This is a genomic window from Gaetbulibacter sp. M240, from assembly GCF_043876815.1.
GTDB lineage: Bacteria > Bacteroidota > Bacteroidia > Flavobacteriales > Flavobacteriaceae > Gaetbulibacter_A.
In genome coordinates this window covers 1,282,707-1,301,028 of record NZ_JBAWKA010000001.1, presented here as the reverse complement: position 1 = coordinate 1,301,028, position 18,322 = coordinate 1,282,707, and the positions used below count along the sequence as shown (strand labels likewise).

Here is an 18,322-nt window from a genome sequence, read left to right as displayed (position 1 = left end):
TTAGCGGGTGCAAATATAAAACCCTTTTTAATTCCTCACAATACTTTTACAATAATTTTTGAAAAAAAGTTTTTAACGCTCTTTCTCTACAATTATCACTATCACTTAGAACTTCCGCAACAACAGACTTACCCGTTTTTGCGGGTGCAAACATACAACCCTTTTTCAGTTTTTTCATAACTTTTTTTAATCTTTTTTTATTCTTTTTTTGATCCCCGCTTAACACCTTTATTCTCTGGTTTTTATAACAAGTGCTTTGCGCTGCTTTTTTTGAAATGATAGGCTTTAAGTTATTTTTAGTTGCTTCTCCAGGGCTCTTTTAAATGATAAAAAACCGCTTTACTGATCATCGCACCTTTAAATATCACCAATACTTATATTATAACTGTCTTCTAAAAGGTACATAATGACTGAAGAACCTTGTGAGATTTATTACCTGAGATTCTTCGCTGGCGCTCTGAATGACAAATTCCGCTCTGATTGACATGCTACTCTGCAAGGACAAAAAAAACGCTTTACTTATCATCGCAACTTTAAATAACATCAATACTTATTGTATAACTGTCATTCAGAAGGAACATAGTGACTGAAGAATCTTGTTCGGTTTATTGCTTGAGATGCTTCGCTGGCGCTCTGAATGACAACAGAAATACCATGAAAAAGATTACCACGTCGCGGAGCTCCTGGTAATGACGGGTACATTAATATAGAGATGCTTCGCTGGCGCTCTGAATGACATGTTGCTGGGAATGACCGCCGCAGCTTAGACCGCGTTAGGGATAGTAGCGGATAGCCCACAGCGAGGTACGAGCGAGGACTTGTAGCGAATAGCCCGACCCGAAGGGAAACGCCCAACTCGTATTTATATATCCGAATATTTTTCGTATATTATAAGATGTGTCTGTAATGAAAATATAGCGGCTTAGATATTGTGTGGCTGTGTTTATACTATTATCTTTGTGCCTGATTTTAAAATTTTTTATGATACAGATTACATTACCAGATGGCAGCGTAAAGGCCTTTGATGCGGGCGTAACGCCTATGGATGTTGCGAATAGCATTAGTGAAGGGTTGGCGCGACAAGTAATTTCGGCGAAGTTTAACGGAACAACGATTGAGGTGGCGACGCCTTTAACGACCGATGGATCGCTGGTGCTGTACACCTGGAGAGATGATGAGGGTAAGAAAGCTTTTTGGCATAGTTCGGCTCACGTGCTGGCTCAGGCCATTGAGGAATTGTATCCGGGATCGCAACTTACTATTGGTCCGCCGATCGAGAACGGCTTTTATTATGATGTGGATTTTGGGGAACATACGATCTCGGAGAAAGATTTTAAGACGATCGAGGATAAAATGTTGGAGATTGCCCGCGGAAAATATGATTTTAACATGCGCTCGATAAGTAAAGCTGAAGCGCTAGCAGTATATAAGGACAACCCTTACAAAACGGAACTGATCGAAAATCTGGAGGATGGCAGCATTACATTTTGTGACCATGCTACATTTACGGATCTTTGTCGTGGTGGGCATATTCCGAACACCGGCATTATTAAGGCGGTGAAAATTTTGAGCGTTGCAGGAGCCTATTGGCGTGGCGATGAAAATAAACCACAGTTAACGCGTGTTTATGGGATTTCGTTCCCAAAGCAAAAAGATCTGAAAGAATATTTAGAACTTCTGGAGGAGGCTAAAAAACGGGATCATCGCAAATTGGGTAAGGAATTGGAATTATTTACCTTCTCGCAGAAAGTGGGACAGGGTTTACCTCTTTGGTTACCAAAAGGTGCTGCATTGCGTGAGCGCTTGGAGAACTTTTTGAAGGCTGCCCAGAAAAAGGCGGGTTATGAAATGGTGGTTACCCCACATATTGGCCAAAAAGAATTGTACGTAACTTCCGGACATTATGCGAAGTATGGTGCTGATAGTTTTCAGCCAATAAAAACGCCTAGGGAAGATGAGGAATTCCTCTTAAAGCCTATGAATTGTCCGCATCACTGTGAGATCTATAAAAGCGCCCAGTGGAGTTATAAAGATCTGCCGAAACGCTATGCCGAGTTTGGAACGGTGTATCGCTACGAACAAAGTGGTGAATTACATGGTTTAACGCGTGTGCGTGGGTTTACCCAAGATGATGCGCATTTGTTCTGTACTCCGGACCAGTTAGATGCCGAATTTAAGAACGTGATCGACCTGGTGCTTTATGTATTTGGTTCGTTAGGTTTTGAAAATTTTTCGACTCAGGTATCTGTGCGTGATCCGGAACACCCCGAAAAATACATTGGGAATGTTGAGAACTGGGAAAAAGCAGAACAAGCGATCATTAATGCCGCTAAAGATAAAGGTCTGGATTTTGTGATCGAAGAAGGTGAAGCCGCATTTTACGGTCCGAAATTGGATTTTATGGTGAAGGATGCCCTAGGTCGCCAATGGCAATTGGGAACCATTCAGGTGGATTACAATTTACCGGAGCGTTTTGAACTGACCTATAAGGGTAGTGACAATGAGCTACATCGCCCGATCATGATACACCGTGCTCCGTTTGGAAGTATGGAACGTTTTGTGGCGTTATTATTAGAACACACCGGAGGAAATTTCCCTATTTGGCTGATGCCTGTACAGGCTATCATCCTGTCAATTAGTGAGAAATACGAAAAATACTCTGAAAAAGTTTTAAATTTGTTAGAAAATAACGAAATTCGCGCCCTCGTAGATCATAGAAGTGAAACGATAGGCAAAAAAATACGGGAATCCGAAATGCAAAAGCACCCGTATATGATCATTATCGGAGAACAGGAAGAGGCCGAAGGTAAGATTACCGTGCGTAAACATGGAGGTGAAGACCTGGGAATGATTACTGTTGATGCCTTTGCAGACATAATAAAAGAAGATATTAGTAAAACGTTGAAATCGTTTTAAGAATAGAAGTTTAATTTAAAATTTATAGCCATAGCAATTAGAAGAAGACACCAACCTAGAAGGGTTTCGCAAGAAGACAAGCACAAAATTAATTCGAAGATTACTGCGCAAAAAGTACGTCTTGTTGGAGACAATGTAGAAATTGGTATTTATACAAAAGGAGATGCCATGCGTATCGCAAACGAACAGGAGTTAGATCTTGTTGAAATTTCGCCTAATGCGGATCCTCCTGTTTGTAAGGTTATGGATTATAAAAAGTTTCTTTACGAGCAAAAAAAACGTGAAAAAGCGTTAAAAGCTAAAGCTAGTAAAGTCACTGTAAAAGAAATTCGTTTTGGTCCTCAAACAGATGATCATGATTACGAATTTAAAAAGAAACATGCTGAAAAGTTCTTAAAGGATGGTGCAAAATTAAAAGCATTTGTATTCTTTAAAGGACGTTCGATCGTGTTTAAGGAGCAAGGACAAATATTGTTATTGCGTTTGGCTCAAGACCTTGAGGAATTTGGAAAGGTAGAGCAAATGCCTCGATTAGAGGGTAAGCGTATGACCATGTTTATGGCGCCTAAAAAGTAAAAATACCCTGAGCCATCAGGATTAAAGATAATTAAGCGAGATAATTAAAACTAGGAAAAGAAATGCCTAAAATGAAAACAAAATCTAGTGCCAAAAAACGTTTCAAGTTAACTGGTACTGGTAAAATCAAAAGAAAGCACGCTTTTAAGAGTCACATCTTAACGAAGAAATCGAAAAAGCGTAAGCTTGCGTTGACCCATAGCACATTAGTGGATAAGGCCGACGAGAACAATGTTAAAACCATGTTACGTTTAAAGTAACAAACGTTTTAACCGGTTAAAATTATTTATAAACCCTGGAGTTAGGCTCAATCAAAGTGTTCGTATTTGGAACCGCCTACTACAAAAAACAATTAAAATTATGCCAAGATCAGTAAATGCTGTAGCAAAAAGAGCCCGAAGAAAAAAGGTGCTTAAGCAAGCAAAAGGTTACTTTGGAAGACGTAAAAACGTTTGGACAGTAGCTAAAAATGCGGTGGATAAAGCGATGCAATATTCGTATAGAGACCGTAGAAACAAAAAGAGAACATTCCGCGCTTTGTGGATCACGCGTATTAACGCAGGAGCCAGAGAATACGGATTATCGTACTCGCAATTTATGGGGAAACTCAAAGCTAATGATATCGAATTGAACCGTAAGGTTTTAGCCGATCTAGCCATGAACAACCCAGAGGCTTTTAAAGCTGTTGTTGAAAAAGTAAAGTAGGGCTTTTTGCCTATTGTAAAACATATTATTCGCTTAATAGAAAATCCGATTCGTTATGAATCGGATTTTTCTTTTATATACAAACTCATTACTTTCTTTCTTTTCCCAGAAGATAAAGGAGGGATTTCATGAACATATTCAATTTTAATTTGAGCATCTTCACCAAAATCTGATTCCACAGATTTAATAAGGTCATCTTCATACTCAAAATTATCATCAATTAAATTTAGCTTAATAACATAATTTTTCTCATCGGTTTGAATGAATTGATACTGTTTTAAAAACTTATAGTATTTGTAGAATTTTGTATACACCACAAATGATGAAACCAAGTTTCCTGTCGTGTCATAAATCAAATCCATTTTTCTACCCTCGATATGCTTAAAATTAGGTAATTGTCCCTTTTTTGGTTTTGTAAACACGCCGATATCTCCTGTATCAAAACGTATTAATGGCATACAATAATTATAAAGATCTGTTACCACGATTCTTCCAGGTTGTCCAAATTTGACTGGTTCATTTGAATCAAATTCTAATAGTTCAATATGATAACTTGCCCAATTAATCATGAAATCTTTCCCGGAATCCTTCGTTTGCTGAGCTAACAAACCAATTTCTTCATTTGAATACCTTGAATAAATAGGAGCATCAAAAAATTTACTCATATGCTCACGGGTATAGTCATTGAGATATTCTGAATTCGCAATTATAGCCTGGATATTAAACTTTAAAGGTGTGCTTATATTATGCTTCTCAATATATTGACATATGGTTTCATATGCCGAAGCAAATCCCAAAAATGATTTTTGTCCTTTATCTTTTCCTAATAGAAGAAATAATTCAGAGATTCTTTTATCCGTTAGTTTGGAAACATCGAATTGAAAAACATTTTGCAAAAAACTTTTGAAACAACTCTTTTTATTATGGCTTCGCCAAACTTCAAACTCGTATAGCCTGTTCCCTATTTGATGCCCCACTTTATCGTAATAATATATAACATCAGCCGTGTTTCTTTTTCGTTTATTTTTATCTTGAAAAAGAAAAAAAGGCACCCCTGTAGAACCACTGGTGGAGACTTTGTAGTAATCCTTACCTAAGAAGCTTTTAGAGCGAAATGATTCAAAATTTTCCTGAACAATAGTTTTTTTAATTACTGGGAAATGCTCTAAGGTTTTAAATTCGCCATAGGGTTTGTAAAACTCAGTAGTGTTGGTAGCATGATCAATTAACTGGAGAATTTTAACTTCATTTTTAAGATTTAAATCCGCTTTACTATGTGGATCTAAAATCGATTTGATCTCATTATGATGACTATTTATATTGTTCCCTGATAAAAAATCAAGAGTATTAAATGCCTTCTTTCTGATTTTATTTAAAATAAAACTATTCAACATTATTAAACACTTTGGTAGAGAATCTCATCTGTGAACGATCCAAACAATGGACCGTTGGCCAACTGATGAACCGTAATTCCTTGATGGTATGTGTTATATTCTATTAATACAGGTTCACCATTTTGACCAATTCCAATATCCCAAGAAACTAATCTAAAATATGGAATTAACAGATGCATTTTCTGAACCTGCTTTAAAACCCTCTCATATGAAGGGATCTCAAAATTTTCAATTAAAATTCCATTATCTGTTTTCGTGGTTCTATTACCATTTTCAAAATAACCGTATTTTTTTAGTCTTCCTTTACTGTCTACTCCACACCCTATACCCCCAGATTCAAAATTGTCGGTGAACTCTCCTTTTTTACCAATCCGAAATATGGTAGATAAATTGTGCACCCCTGAATTATCTAAAAAAGATAGAACCCTTAGAGTATTTAAAGAACTTTCATTTAAACTTTTAGTAATTTCATTTTGAATTACAACCAACTGAATAATAAAATCTTTCTTGTAATTATTCAATAAGTCTTTAAAATTTAAATTATTGTGGGAAGTTCGATTCCCCTTTACAGTGAATGAAACTACATTTTGACCATTTCCTGACTCAATTGATGGCTTTATAACCATTTTATCCGATACTTTAGAAATAACATCAATAGCCTGTTCTTCAGAAATTATTTTACCGTTATGAAAATAAAATCCATTTATATTTTTGATTACAACCTCAGGTTGCTTGAAATCTTTAAAAATTACGTCTAGAAGATTCTTGTCCAATAAGGTTGGCCATTGGCGCATTTGATTAAATTTTCTGCTGAGAACAGCATGAAAAAGATCCTCTGGAATATATTTAACGGAATATATATTATTACTGGCAAAATAAAAATTATGCCAAGTAGGTTTTATTTCAAATCCATAAGACGAGAAGAATGTCTTAATATCCTTTATCTGACTCTTGGTCAAAATATTAGGTTTGTTTTTAGACTTCTCTGATATCGCCTTTCTATATTGTAGCTTTAGTTTCCAAGAATAAGCAAATTCTTTCAGGAAAAATAAGTATTTAATAACTATTGCTTTTACCATTTTTACTTGGGCGAATTGCTAAATTGACAATAAACATAGCAAAATTTAAATCACATTTGAACAATACCAGTATTTACTTTAAATTTTATCGATAAAATACCTAGATAATCGATTTCTAATTAAAAATATTCCGTTTGGCGAATTTTCTAGCGTGTAATCTAATTAGTAAATTTCACATTATATTTTTAACTACTTTTAATAATTGAATTCACTAATTAACAGTGAATATAAAAAGCTATTAATCAATACTTAATAATCCATTATGAAAAAAATTACATCCCTCTTTGGCCTTATGGCCCTGCTTATTTTTGTAGGGTGCCAAACCGAACCACTAAGCTCAGAAAGCAGCGTAACATCAACCGATTCTAAATATAAAGCACCAGAATGGGATGATTGTCAAACTACAGCTTCTGTAGCTGATTTATATGCTGGACAAGATATTTTAGTTGGAAATGTTGAAGTAACTGTAGATGGTGATTACTATACTATTACTTATAACATCACGAATCCAGATTACTGCATAAAGGCTACACATTTATCTGTTGAAGAAACTCAAAGTGGTTTTCCTGTAAATGGTGGTGGAAACCCACAAATTGGCCAATTTGAGTATAATGATGAACATGATTGTGAATCGACCGTATCTTATGAAGTTCCTACATCTGAAGGAACTTATATTGCGGCCCATGCCGTTGTAACATGTACTACCGAAGGTTCAACTGAGGAGTTCTATACCTCTTTACCTGCTATGGCGAATTTCTGTTTAACTTCAGGTCGTTTAATAGATGGTGCAGAAGGTTATTTTAAAGTCGATATTGCTGAAGGACCACTTTCTGGATCTTACTGGGGTTGGTGTGCTGACGTAAGCAAATCTATTCTTTCTGATCCTACAACATGCTACGAAGACTTTAATGTCCTTACCCTAGGTGATGATATTTCCGGAATAATTTCTCAATCTGATAATATTGATAACGCATTATGGTTACTTAACAATGCTAGCTTGTTATTAGGCGAAGGCTATTTATATGGAAATATTCAATGGGCGTTTTGGAAATTATTAAATAACCAAGAATGTAATTCTTGTAACGCAAACCTTAAATTACCTGCAGGAGATATTACTATCGCCGGAATGGAAATTTACAATAGAGCAATGACAGACGGTGAAGGTTATAGTCCTGAATGTGAAGAGAACACTATGGTTATCTTAGATGATGGTGTTCATCAACCAATAATTATCCCAGTTCCAATACCTTGTGGTGATTGTGATGAAACAGCTTGGGCTGATGGTTGTGATTTCCCAGGAAATCAGTGGGCTACGTACTTTAATTACGCCCCTTAATAAATACTAATCATATTTTAATGTAAAAAAACCGGTTCAAAATTGAACCGGTTTTTTTATATCCCAAAAGCTGTAATAACCAAATTACGAGAGCCTCCATGATCGCGATGTTCACAGAGATATATGCCTTGCCATATCCCTAAATTTAATTGGCCGTTAGTGACCGGTAAAGTTACTGAGGAATCTAATAATGAAGCTTTGATGTGCGCTGGCATATCATCCGGGCCTTCCAATGTATGTTTATAATACGGTGCGTTTTCAGGGACCATTTTATTAAAATGACTCTCAAAATCTATTCTTACGGTCGGATCTGCATTTTCATTTATCGTTAAACTTGCCGATGTATGTTTTATGAAAACCTGCAGTTGTCCAACCCTAATGTCATGTAATTCAGGAATGGCTTCTAGTACCTTGTGTGTAATTAAATGAAAACCTCGTGAAGCAGGTTCTAAACTTATTTCTGTTTGAAAAAATTTCATACTAGCCTTTTAATTTGATTCATGGAACCGTAAAAATACCAATCTTTTTAATCAAATTAACACAAAAGGCTTCCGTGTCTTTTCTAGTGATGCACAGGATCCTGAGTACACGGACAGTTACTGATCCCTTGCAGGAAGTTTATGCCGACGGTTACCACATGGGTTCCGGTGTTGTATCCTGATAATTCGTTGGTGGTGATCTGATAGGCGTAACCAAAGTAAAAGATATCTTTCTGGAAGCCTACCATAGGACCTATGTTTAATGGTTTTAAAAACTGGTCGTTAAGATAGCGGTAGGAGATCCCGGCCCAGAGGTAATCTTCCCTCCTGTTGTACTTTCTAACCTTAAAGTTTAAATCCGTACTCGAGCGTTTATCACTGCTGAACATCTGATAGTAGATCGAGGGCTCGAACTCTAAACCACTCTTTCCAGGGCCCTGAAAGGTATACCCCGAGTAGATCTGATAGTTGAGCAATAAATTAGGCTCTGCTCTTCGAATCAGATCATCAAAATTCTTTGGCAAAATATTATTGGCATTCAAACTAAAGAAAAAACCTTGTAATCTATACAGTACCCCTACATCGAAGTTGTGATTCGTGGTACGCCGATCGTCCGTTACCGTGGGATCTATCGTAGGATTCTCAAAAGTCGTATTGAAGTTATTAATATCGATCCTAAAATTGTTAATATTATACGAGATACCAAAGGAAAGGTACATCTTGGCATAATAATCCAGCACCAGGTGGTGGGCAAAGGAGAGCTTCCCTCCTGTTTGGATCGTGTTTCCATTTCTGTCATTATAAAGCGAGAGACCAACACCTGTTCGATCGGCGATACGAATATCACCATATATCGACTGGTTATCCGGTGCGCCTTTGATGCCAACCCACTGCGTTAAGCCATTGGCGCGTATCTTTAAGTTATCGCCTATTCCCGCATAAGTGGGTGAGACCACAAAGTTATTATCCGCTAAATACTGCGTAAATACCGGAAGATTCAACTCCTGCGTATAACCCATCACTCCGATCAGGAATAATAAACAAAGACTTACAATATGTTTGCGTGATTTATACATGTTTTTGGTATTCGGTTTTTTGTTCTTTTTCTTTTTCTTCTTCTTAATTTATCTCTTGTTCGCTTTGCTGCTTATCTGTCCCCTATCTTTTTTACTAGATATATACGCTATGATCTATTCTAATTTCTATATTCTATTCTCTAATATCTCTTCTCTAATATCTCTTCGCTAACGATACAAAGTAAAGTGACCTACAAAACTTCGCTCATCACGACTATCGTTAAGCTCTATAACATACCAGTAATCACCCGTTGGCAATTCCTTACCATCATACTTCCCATCCCACTTCTGACCTTGTCGTAAGGTCGCTACGCGGCGTCCATATCGATCGTAGATGTTATAGGTTAAATTCGGGAACTGATTCGCACAATCAGGACCCCACTCATCTAACTGTCCATCGCCATTTGGAGTGAAGTAATTCGTAATACAGATATCAATGTATTCAAAGTATCCACTCGCTGAAGCGATACAGCCATTACTATCAGTTACCGTTACCGTATAGTTCCCTGACTCATAGATATAGAAACTCGCTTCACTACCTATAGATTCCGTTGTGCCGTTAGGAAGTGTTACCGTATAATCATAATCACCTGAGCCGCCTGTGGTAGCGATCACTACCTGATTCAGCTCTCCATCGGCAATACTGATCGTTAAAGGATCGTACTGGTCCACAGTAAAATCATACTGCTTCTCACAGGTATTGGTATGGCGTACCGTAATATAATGGTTACCCGGTACCACATCGGTAAAGGTATTGCTTACCTGATAAGCGCCGCCATCGAGTGAGTAATCTATATCATTCAGATCTACTAAGCTATCATCTACCGTTACAATAACCGTGTTGGTTGATGCATCATTAACATCACGACAGTATTCCACAGCTACCGTAGCTTCTATTTGTACCGATGCCGGGAAGTCGATGTTCCATTCTGAGAAACAGCCCTGAGCGTCCATCACATAAACTATGTGGTTGCCTCCGGCTAAGCCCGTAAAGTCAAACTGCGTTTGTGTAGCACCTCCTGTGGTATACGGACCATCTATATTATCCAGACTCACACTATAGGGCAGTGTTCCGCCTGTGATCTCTACACTAAAGGCGCCATTCATATCGCCGGTACAAGCCTCTGGTACTATCGAGTTCGGTACGATACTTAAAGATACCGGAGCCGGTTCTGTGATCTCAAAATCAAAGATCACATAACAACCCAGTTCGTCCTGTACTAAGGCCTGGTATGTTCCTGCAGGAAGATTATCAAAGCTTGACGTGTCAAAGAATTGATCTAATCTTGGTGATATCGCATATTTTATAACACCTGTTCCGCCTGAGGCTGTGATATCTAAAATACCGGTACTGTCTCCAAAACAAGCCGCATTAGTAACGCTATAACTTACCGTTAATGGCTCGGCCGGTTCCGTGATAGTAATTGGAGCACTAGTCTCTAAACAATCACCACTGCTTACAACTACCTGATAAGTGCCTGCCGGTAAATTTGTAAACACACCAGGACTATCCTGGGTTACAGGACTTACAGCATTCCCTGAACCATCCTGTAGGGTATATACATAATTGCCTAAGCCGCCTTCGGCTTCAGCCACAATAACGCCTGTGCTGTCTCCCGCACAGTTCACTCTGGCATTGCTTAAGTCTAAGTTGATCACCAGTGGTGGCAACGGATCTACCGTAATAGCATTCGAGGCATTGGCCACACAGCCCATAGCATCGCGTACATAGTATTGATACGTACCCGGTGTTACTGAGAACGTGGTTGAACTTGTAAAGCTTCCCAGTACGGTTCCAAAATTTGGATCATCACTGTACTGGTAAGGGCCTGTGCCACCACTAGCGCTCAGCGTTAACTGCGCATCTGTGGTACAGGTTGGGGTACTGGATTTTACCAGATCTGCCTGGATCTCCGTAGGTTCAGTAATGGTAATATCCGGTGAGTTATACGAACAGTTATAACCATCGATAACCTCTATCCTATATGTCCCTGCGCCTAGTCCGCTAAATACCCCAGAGGCCTGTGGACCTGAACTGCTAACCGTTGGTGCTGTTTGATGCAGGATATAACTATAATTACTACCCTGACCACCGCTTTCGCCACTTACCGTAATCACAGCATCGGTATCACCAAAACACGTTAAGGTCGTTGTATTGGCTGTTACAATAGCGGTAATTGGTGGTGGTATCACTAAGGTCAGTGTTTGCGAAGCTATACAGCCTCCAGCATCCCGTACATTTACCGTATAGGTGCCTGCTGATAAATTTCTAAAAGTACCATTTGATGAGTATGCTACCGTAGCTGAACCTGTAAGTTCATACTCATAGCTACCCCAGCCGCCTGTGGCTGTCGCTGTTATCGTGCCTGCGTTATTATCACAAGTTACATTGGAAGTCTCATTCGCCGATAGCACCAAAGCCTCAGACGGCGACGCTATCATGATCACATTGGATGTCGCCACACAAAACGGACTGTCAGTCTCTGTAACTCTAATGCTGTAATTACCACCAGATAAACCACTTACCGTTAGTGGATTTGTAGAGGTGTTCCCAGCTGTTGGGCCTAAAATAGTAGCACCTGTATTATCCAATACTTCATACGTGTAATTACCTGTATATCCACTAACCGTAAACTCTAATTCTCCATTGGTGTCACCAAAACAGGTGATGGTGGTTGTTGGTGATGGTGTAATTATTGGCGCAGTTGTTTCTTGTAAATAAATTTCTGAACTCACGCTACATCCAGTTACATTATCCGTTGTTATTATCGTATACGTTCCGGAAGGAACCCCTGAAAAAACATTAACACTTAGACTAACAGAAGCCGGACTTGGACTGATAGCATAATTATAACTTCCAGAACCTCCGGTGGCACTAATTGTTATTTCTCCATCATTATCATTACATGTTGGAATTGCCATGATATCTGGCGTGGCATATAAAGGTGCTTCAATGGTCACTGATACAGAATTTCCACAACCATTGGCATCGCGTACTTCAAACGTATGTATTCCTGAATTTAAATTAGAAATTGTAAAAGGTGCTGATCTTGTTTGAAAAGCGCCACCATCAACACTATAACTGTGAGGCGCAATACCTGAAGTCGTAAGATCTACCGTAATTTCAAACTGCCCTTCTTCTATATCACATTGATCAACGAGGATAGCCGTAATAACAGGTTCAGGATCCTGAGGAAGATCAATTACCGAAGTTGTTTTAATACAATTGTAAGCATCTTTAACATGTACGTAATAGCTATTGGCATCTAAACTAAAGGTGTTAGAAGATGTCCATAAAGGATCTGAAACAGATGGTGTAGTTGTCGAGGTGGTAACCTGATACGAATATGGCGGCGTGCCATTTTCCCCACGTGCAAAAATGACTCCTGAATTTGGATTACAATTGGCATTCTTTTCAACCGTAGCCGAAATTCCTAATTCAATCGCAGATTCCGTAATATTAAATTCGGGAGAAACCACACTACACAAAGCATTTGGGCCAATAGTTTCAGTAATAATAACCACATAGTTCCCGAAAGGAAGGAGACCCAAATTAGAAATTGAAATGGTTCCTCCTGCGGGTACAACGCCACTACCGCTCACCCCAGTTGTAGTTAAAGATAAGGCATTATAAATTTCATAATTTACAGTTGTCGGTACACCATAACTACTATTAATATCAAAGGATACATTACCATCCGCACTTCCAACACAAGTAATGTTATTGAAGGTAAATGCCGAAACAGTTAACGTTGAATTAGTAGGAATCGGGGGCACTGCTTTTTCGTAATAAAAACACCCTGTAGTCATATCATAAACCACAAAAGTGTAAGTAACACCAGAAATCAACCCGGTAAAGGTGGATTTTTTACTACCCAGAGCATCCTCTGCCTGCCAGGTACCTCCGGGAGGTGGAGAAGGAATACTTCCTCTATAAATATCGAAATAAAATGGCCCCGAGCTTGTCATAGTATTACCAATACTCACTTCTGCTTCACCACCGGTAATACAATTTGCAGTACTGTTAATATTTATATCCAAATCATTTGGTGGAGACGCTACTAAAACGTCCTGCACAAGAACAGAGCAACCGTTGGCATCAACCACATAAATCTGATATATTCCAAAATCTACCACATTAAAAGTTGTAGAAGTAGTTCCGGAGGCATTTAATTCAGATGCTGAATATCCATTAGTTCCGGTAACGTAATAATTATAAGGTGGGGTTCCTCCAGTAACACTTTCTACAATAACAGAACCAAAAGAAACACCTCCTGCATTACAGGTTATTGGCAGGGTACTATCTTGAACTATTATTGGTTGAGGCTCAGAAATTGTTATATTTTCAATATCAGTACAGCTATTGGCATCGGTGAGTGTTATTCGGTAATCACCGGCAGGTAAACCAGAGGTTTGATTTCCATACTCCGTACTAGTGCTTAGATTATAAACATTTATTTGAAATGCTGGTGCACCAACAACATTATTGATATTTACCTGAATTGCGGCACTTGAATCACCTTGACAAGAAATGAATTGTGTTTGAACAACGGAGGTGATTTCTGGGGGTGATATAGGATTGATTGTTTGCACACCCGATTCCGTTGTGCACCCATTAGTATCCGTGATTAAGAACTGATACATACCATCAGTACTAGCAGTATAAGAGAAGGTATTTCCTGAAAAAGCCGTTGAAGTACCATAGACGCCGCTGTTATAAGAAACCTGATACGAATAAGGTGCAGCACCTCCAGAAATCGTACCTGAAATGGTTCCATTCGGTGATGTGGTACAATCCAATGCTTTGGTAATATTAGTATTAACGGTAAATGATGGTAATGGCTGAATGGTATAAGATTCCGCATATGTACAATTATTAGCATCTCTAACTCTGAAGGTATATGTACCAGGCATTAAGCCTGGAAAAACATTACTACTTTGGTATGGCGTAATTCCTACAGAAGGACCAGAAATTTGATATTCCAATGGCTCACTTCCTCCGGTGACGGCTAAGCTTACATCTGAAGTATTGGAAATACAATCTAGAGGTGAAGCACTAAAAATAATGTCAGAAGGCGGATTAAGCTGATCTATGGTTATCGGCGTTAATGCCTTCGAACAATTGTTTGAATCACGGATAATTACAGTATAAGTGCCAGATTGTAACCCAGAGAAAGTTTGAGAAAGCTGGTAATTAATACCATCAATACTGTAGCTATATGGTGCCGTTCCGCCCGAAACATCCGATACCGTAATAACACCATTAGAAGTACAAGTGTATGATGTTGTTAAGGCTGCTGTTCCTATTATTGGTTGTACGGTGGTAATTGTTACCATTTGAGAGGCTGTAAAACAATCATCCGAACCAGAGGTATATTGAATAACCACCTCATAATCTCCTGCAGAAAGCCACATGAATACTGAAGAATTGTAAAAGGTTGTACCATTATCAATACTGTATTGCAAAGCATTTCCGTGGGCATTGCTTACATTTATTGCGATACTTCCCGACTGGTCATCTTCGGCGCACAAAATATTGTTTTGAGATATGGTAAACTCGGGTTCTGGAACGGCATCAACGGTTATAGACGTCTCTGCTGAACAGTTGTTAGAGTCTACAACGGTGATATTGAATACCCCGGGGCTCACAACTGGAATTTCAGCTTCCGTTTGAAAATCCGTTGCACTATTCACGAAATAAAAATATGGCGGTGTTCCTCCTTCAGGATACACCGTAATTTCACCATCGGTGCAGGTTAACGGCTTAGTTAAAGCTGCTGTTGCTTTAAGCAAAGGGGGGTTAATAATTTCAATATCTTCGGAGTACAAACAACCATCCTCAGTGGATACAGAAAACGTATAAATACCCGGATTCAAATTGTAGAAGTTATAATAATTATTTGTAATCGGTCCAACAGTATTCACTAAGTTGCCTCCTTTTGAAATAGAAAAATAATACTTTGGCCTGGCATCATTAGCCGAGAGATACACACTACCTAGGCCGCCGTTACAATAAGGTTGGGTGATAATGTGTGAAGCCGAAAAATTTCTTGATCGCACCTGAATATCCGGTACTGTAAAAATACATGGGTTAGGTGTTACTCCTACTTGTCGAATATACACCATATAGATCCCGGGTGCTCGAATGGAAAAAGTATTGCTACCTTGATAATTAGCGCCATCAATGCTAAATTCGTAGCCACTTGGTACATTATTTACTGTAATTTCCCCGGGCGTCGTACAAATAATGTCTTTAGCTGATGCAGTAGGTTCTAAAACATTGCTATAAACATTAAAATAGAATTGATTGAAACAACCACCTTCATAGTTTAAAGTGATTCGGTATTGACCTTTTGTATCGATCAAATAATCCGGACCGGTTTGCACTTGATTCCAAATACAACTATCCGATTCATTTGCACAATTCTGGTTGATAACAGCCGAACAGCTCGTTTCATCTAATTGTTCCCAAATAATCGAAGTAGTATCATTAATTCCGGTTTGAATAAAGCGCGTATCATTTAAACCACACAAATAAAAATTCGGTAATTGTTCACCATCATTTGGGCAAATAACCACTTGATCTCCAAATGGCAGCAAAGGGTTCTGAATAGTGCTTCCAAATAATTGAACATTGAAAATTTGATCGATGGATTGACAGGGTGCCACGGCTGTATTGTGAACATAATATGTTCCTGTTTGTGTCACAGTTAATGATTGATTTGTACCAATCACAGGTGAACCTGATGGATTTGTTGACCAAGAATAAGTATCATAACCATTACCGGCTGTTAAAACTGTGCTGCTTCCGCAGAGTATTGCATCCTCTTCAAAAGAACAATCCAGATCGGCCAAAAAGTTAGTAGCTTGAGGTGTTATTAGACATCCAGTATTCGAACTAAAACTTGGGTCATCTGTAATTGAATACTCGGAATTTATTGTTCCGTTGTAAGTGACAAATGCCTGGTTACTTATGTTATTGGCACAGGCATCACTCAATAAACTACAAGACCGAACAACATTTACTTTAAATCGGATTTCAAGCTCAGGATCATTTATTTTAACCACTGAATCATCTACCTGAAAAATAAGCTCTCTGGTAGCCGGATTATAACTTTGAACGCTAACCCCATCTGGAAGGTCCGCTAAGTTGTCAGGATAATTAAACTCTATATTTACTGGTAAAATATCACGAATAATTAGGTTTTTAGCGTTATCGTTACCCAAATTTTGAAATCCAATGACGTAATTTAACTCATCACCTAAATTCACATATTGGTTACTAATATCATTTCCTGAAGGATCCTCTACAATTTTTGTAAGGCGTATGTCGGGTTCAATTATATCAACTGCAAACGAAGTTAAATAAACACCATAACCATCACCACTGGTAGTTAATCTTAAATCACCTGCAGTTACGTCATTTGGCAATACAACATTGTTAGGATTTGGAATATTAACGTCGTTAATATCCAACCCTAAAGTATTTAAACTCGCAGGATTTCTATTGGTGACGTGAGAACCAAACCTCGTAATGGTGGAATTAAAAAAATTGTTTGCTTGATTAATGGCATCACTTAAAACGACATAAGAGGGAGAGTTATTTGCTTTAAACTGATAGGAATCTCCTTGAAGTCCAAAGTCACCCTCAAGGGCAGCTACACCAACATGAGCTTTTACCGGGAGCGGTGCCGGTAAGGTTTGGAACCCTGAAACAGGAATATCTAATTGGGTTGTATTTTGAACCCCTGCATAGCCATCAAAAAGTGAAATGAACTTACTTGGCAATAACGGACTTTCATAAATTACAACCAAAGTCCAACCTGCAGAACACCCTCCTGTTCTATAACCACGTGTAGCACGTTGGTTTGCAACCGTATAGGTTCCGTCAGCTTCTTCTAAGCCCTGTAATAAGTTAGTAACATTTTTATAACATACAATTGGAGAATCTTTAAAAGAGTTTGTAACTCCCGAACCATAGTATTCAAATCCATCGAAAATAATATCGTCTTCTTCTCCAGCGGGGTCAACATTATTATCTGCGATTAAATCAATAAAATCTCCATTAGGTATCTTAAATTTAATTTGATTCCAATCTTCCAACCGGGGCGTTCCTTCAAATTGATCATTGGGGTTGTTCGCCACTTCCAAAGGATATACCGAAGCCCAATAAAGTCCGGCATAAAGGATTCGTTTACAGGAATTATTAATATCTAAATCGGCACTACTGGAACTAAAAATAGAGGTATCTCCACCATTAGCTACATTTACGTAGGCGCCTTCTTGTCTATTATTAATAGCTGTTCCATTATAAGGCAATGGAAGATCCTTTGCCGTGATAATGTTGTTTCCAATTAAAACAATATCTCCCTTCACCTTGATACTACCGTCTGGCAAACGAGGCGTAAATGGCACGGGTAATTGTGCATAAGCTGTTACACTTTGAAACACAAAAACAAATAAAAAGATTAGCTTTAGCAGGTTAGTTAAGGTAGTTTTCTTCATAAATAAGCGGTTTAGTCTTTGGGGGTTGGGCGCTAATTCAATTTTACATACATTTCATTTAATAATATTAACGTATGCAAGAAACTACTTAATGACTTTGTTGTCCATAGTAGAGGGATTTGGTTTTACTAATATCTTACTTTATTTGATAGGATTATAATCGATAGCATTAATATTTGATTTTTAACGATAAATCATACCTTTCATCGGGTAATTTAATATATTTCTGATATAAATAAAAAACACCTTTCAAAGG

11 protein-coding genes are annotated in these 18,322 nt (G+C 38.2%); 5 read left to right on the top strand and 6 right to left on the bottom strand.

The genetic code is table 11. The annotated features are described in order from the left end of the window. Positions 1–46: 46 nt before the first annotated feature. The gene (locus V8G61_RS05540; protein ID WP_394874475.1) at positions 47–178 is read right to left on the bottom strand and encodes a hypothetical protein; all 132 of its coding nucleotides are present in this window, start codon (positions 176–178) and stop codon (positions 47–49) included. A gap of 803 nt (positions 179–981) precedes the next feature. Between V8G61_RS05540 and thrS the strand changes: the two genes are divergently transcribed. The 4 genes from thrS (at position 982) to rplT (ending at position 4,197) form a co-directional block, all read left to right on the top strand. Continuing rightward, positions 982–2,916, top strand: coding sequence for a threonine--tRNA ligase (gene thrS, locus V8G61_RS05535; protein ID WP_394874474.1), 1,935 nt, complete (start codon positions 982–984; stop codon positions 2,914–2,916). Between the two features lie 30 nt (positions 2,917–2,946). After that, the gene (gene infC / locus V8G61_RS05530; RefSeq protein ID WP_394874485.1) at positions 2,947–3,492 is read left to right on the top strand and encodes a translation initiation factor IF-3; all 546 of its coding nucleotides are present in this window, start codon (positions 2,947–2,949) and stop codon (positions 3,490–3,492) included. A 62-nt stretch (positions 3,493–3,554) separates the two neighbouring features. Then, entirely contained in the window at positions 3,555–3,752 is a 198-nt protein-coding gene (rpmI, locus tag V8G61_RS05525) for a 50S ribosomal protein L35 (protein WP_394874473.1), read from the top strand. A gap of 100 nt (positions 3,753–3,852) precedes the next feature. Beyond that, on the top strand, positions 3,853–4,197 hold the full coding sequence (gene rplT / locus V8G61_RS05520) for a 50S ribosomal protein L20 (RefSeq protein WP_394874472.1): 345 nt from the start codon (positions 3,853–3,855) through the stop codon (positions 4,195–4,197). 53 nt (positions 4,198–4,250) lie between these two features. On the opposite strand, the gene V8G61_RS05515 is transcribed toward rplT, so the two are convergent. Together V8G61_RS05515 and V8G61_RS05510 are read right to left on the bottom strand one after the other, a co-directional pair. Further along, positions 4,251–5,591 (bottom strand): CoF synthetase, encoded by a 1,341-nt coding sequence (locus tag V8G61_RS05515; RefSeq protein WP_394874471.1) that lies wholly within the window; start codon positions 5,589–5,591, stop codon positions 4,251–4,253. Positions 5,592–5,593: 2 nt separating this feature from the next. Further along, positions 5,594–6,550: a sugar-transfer associated ATP-grasp domain-containing protein gene (locus tag V8G61_RS05510; protein ID WP_394874470.1), complete on the bottom strand. Its 957-nt coding sequence runs from the start codon at positions 6,548–6,550 to the stop codon at positions 5,594–5,596. A gap of 382 nt (positions 6,551–6,932) precedes the next feature. Here V8G61_RS05510 and V8G61_RS05505 point away from each other — a divergent pair, with 382 nt between their 5' ends. After that, positions 6,933–8,006: a hypothetical protein gene (locus V8G61_RS05505; RefSeq protein WP_394874469.1), complete on the top strand. Its 1,074-nt coding sequence runs from the start codon at positions 6,933–6,935 to the stop codon at positions 8,004–8,006. Positions 8,007–8,062: 56 nt separating this feature from the next. On the opposite strand, the gene V8G61_RS05500 is transcribed toward V8G61_RS05505, so the two are convergent. From V8G61_RS05500 to V8G61_RS05490, 3 genes are all read right to left on the bottom strand, one after another. Continuing rightward, positions 8,063–8,485, bottom strand: coding sequence for a secondary thiamine-phosphate synthase enzyme YjbQ (locus V8G61_RS05500; protein WP_394874468.1), 423 nt, complete (start codon positions 8,483–8,485; stop codon positions 8,063–8,065). Between the two features lie 83 nt (positions 8,486–8,568). After that, positions 8,569–9,561, bottom strand: coding sequence for a type IX secretion system membrane protein PorP/SprF (locus tag V8G61_RS05495; protein WP_394874467.1), 993 nt, complete (start codon positions 9,559–9,561; stop codon positions 8,569–8,571). A gap of 168 nt (positions 9,562–9,729) precedes the next feature. Beyond that, on the bottom strand, positions 9,730–18,066 hold the full coding sequence (locus V8G61_RS05490; RefSeq protein ID WP_394874466.1) for a T9SS type B sorting domain-containing protein: 8,337 nt from the start codon (positions 18,064–18,066) through the stop codon (positions 9,730–9,732). Positions 18,067–18,322: the final 256 nt, after the last annotated feature.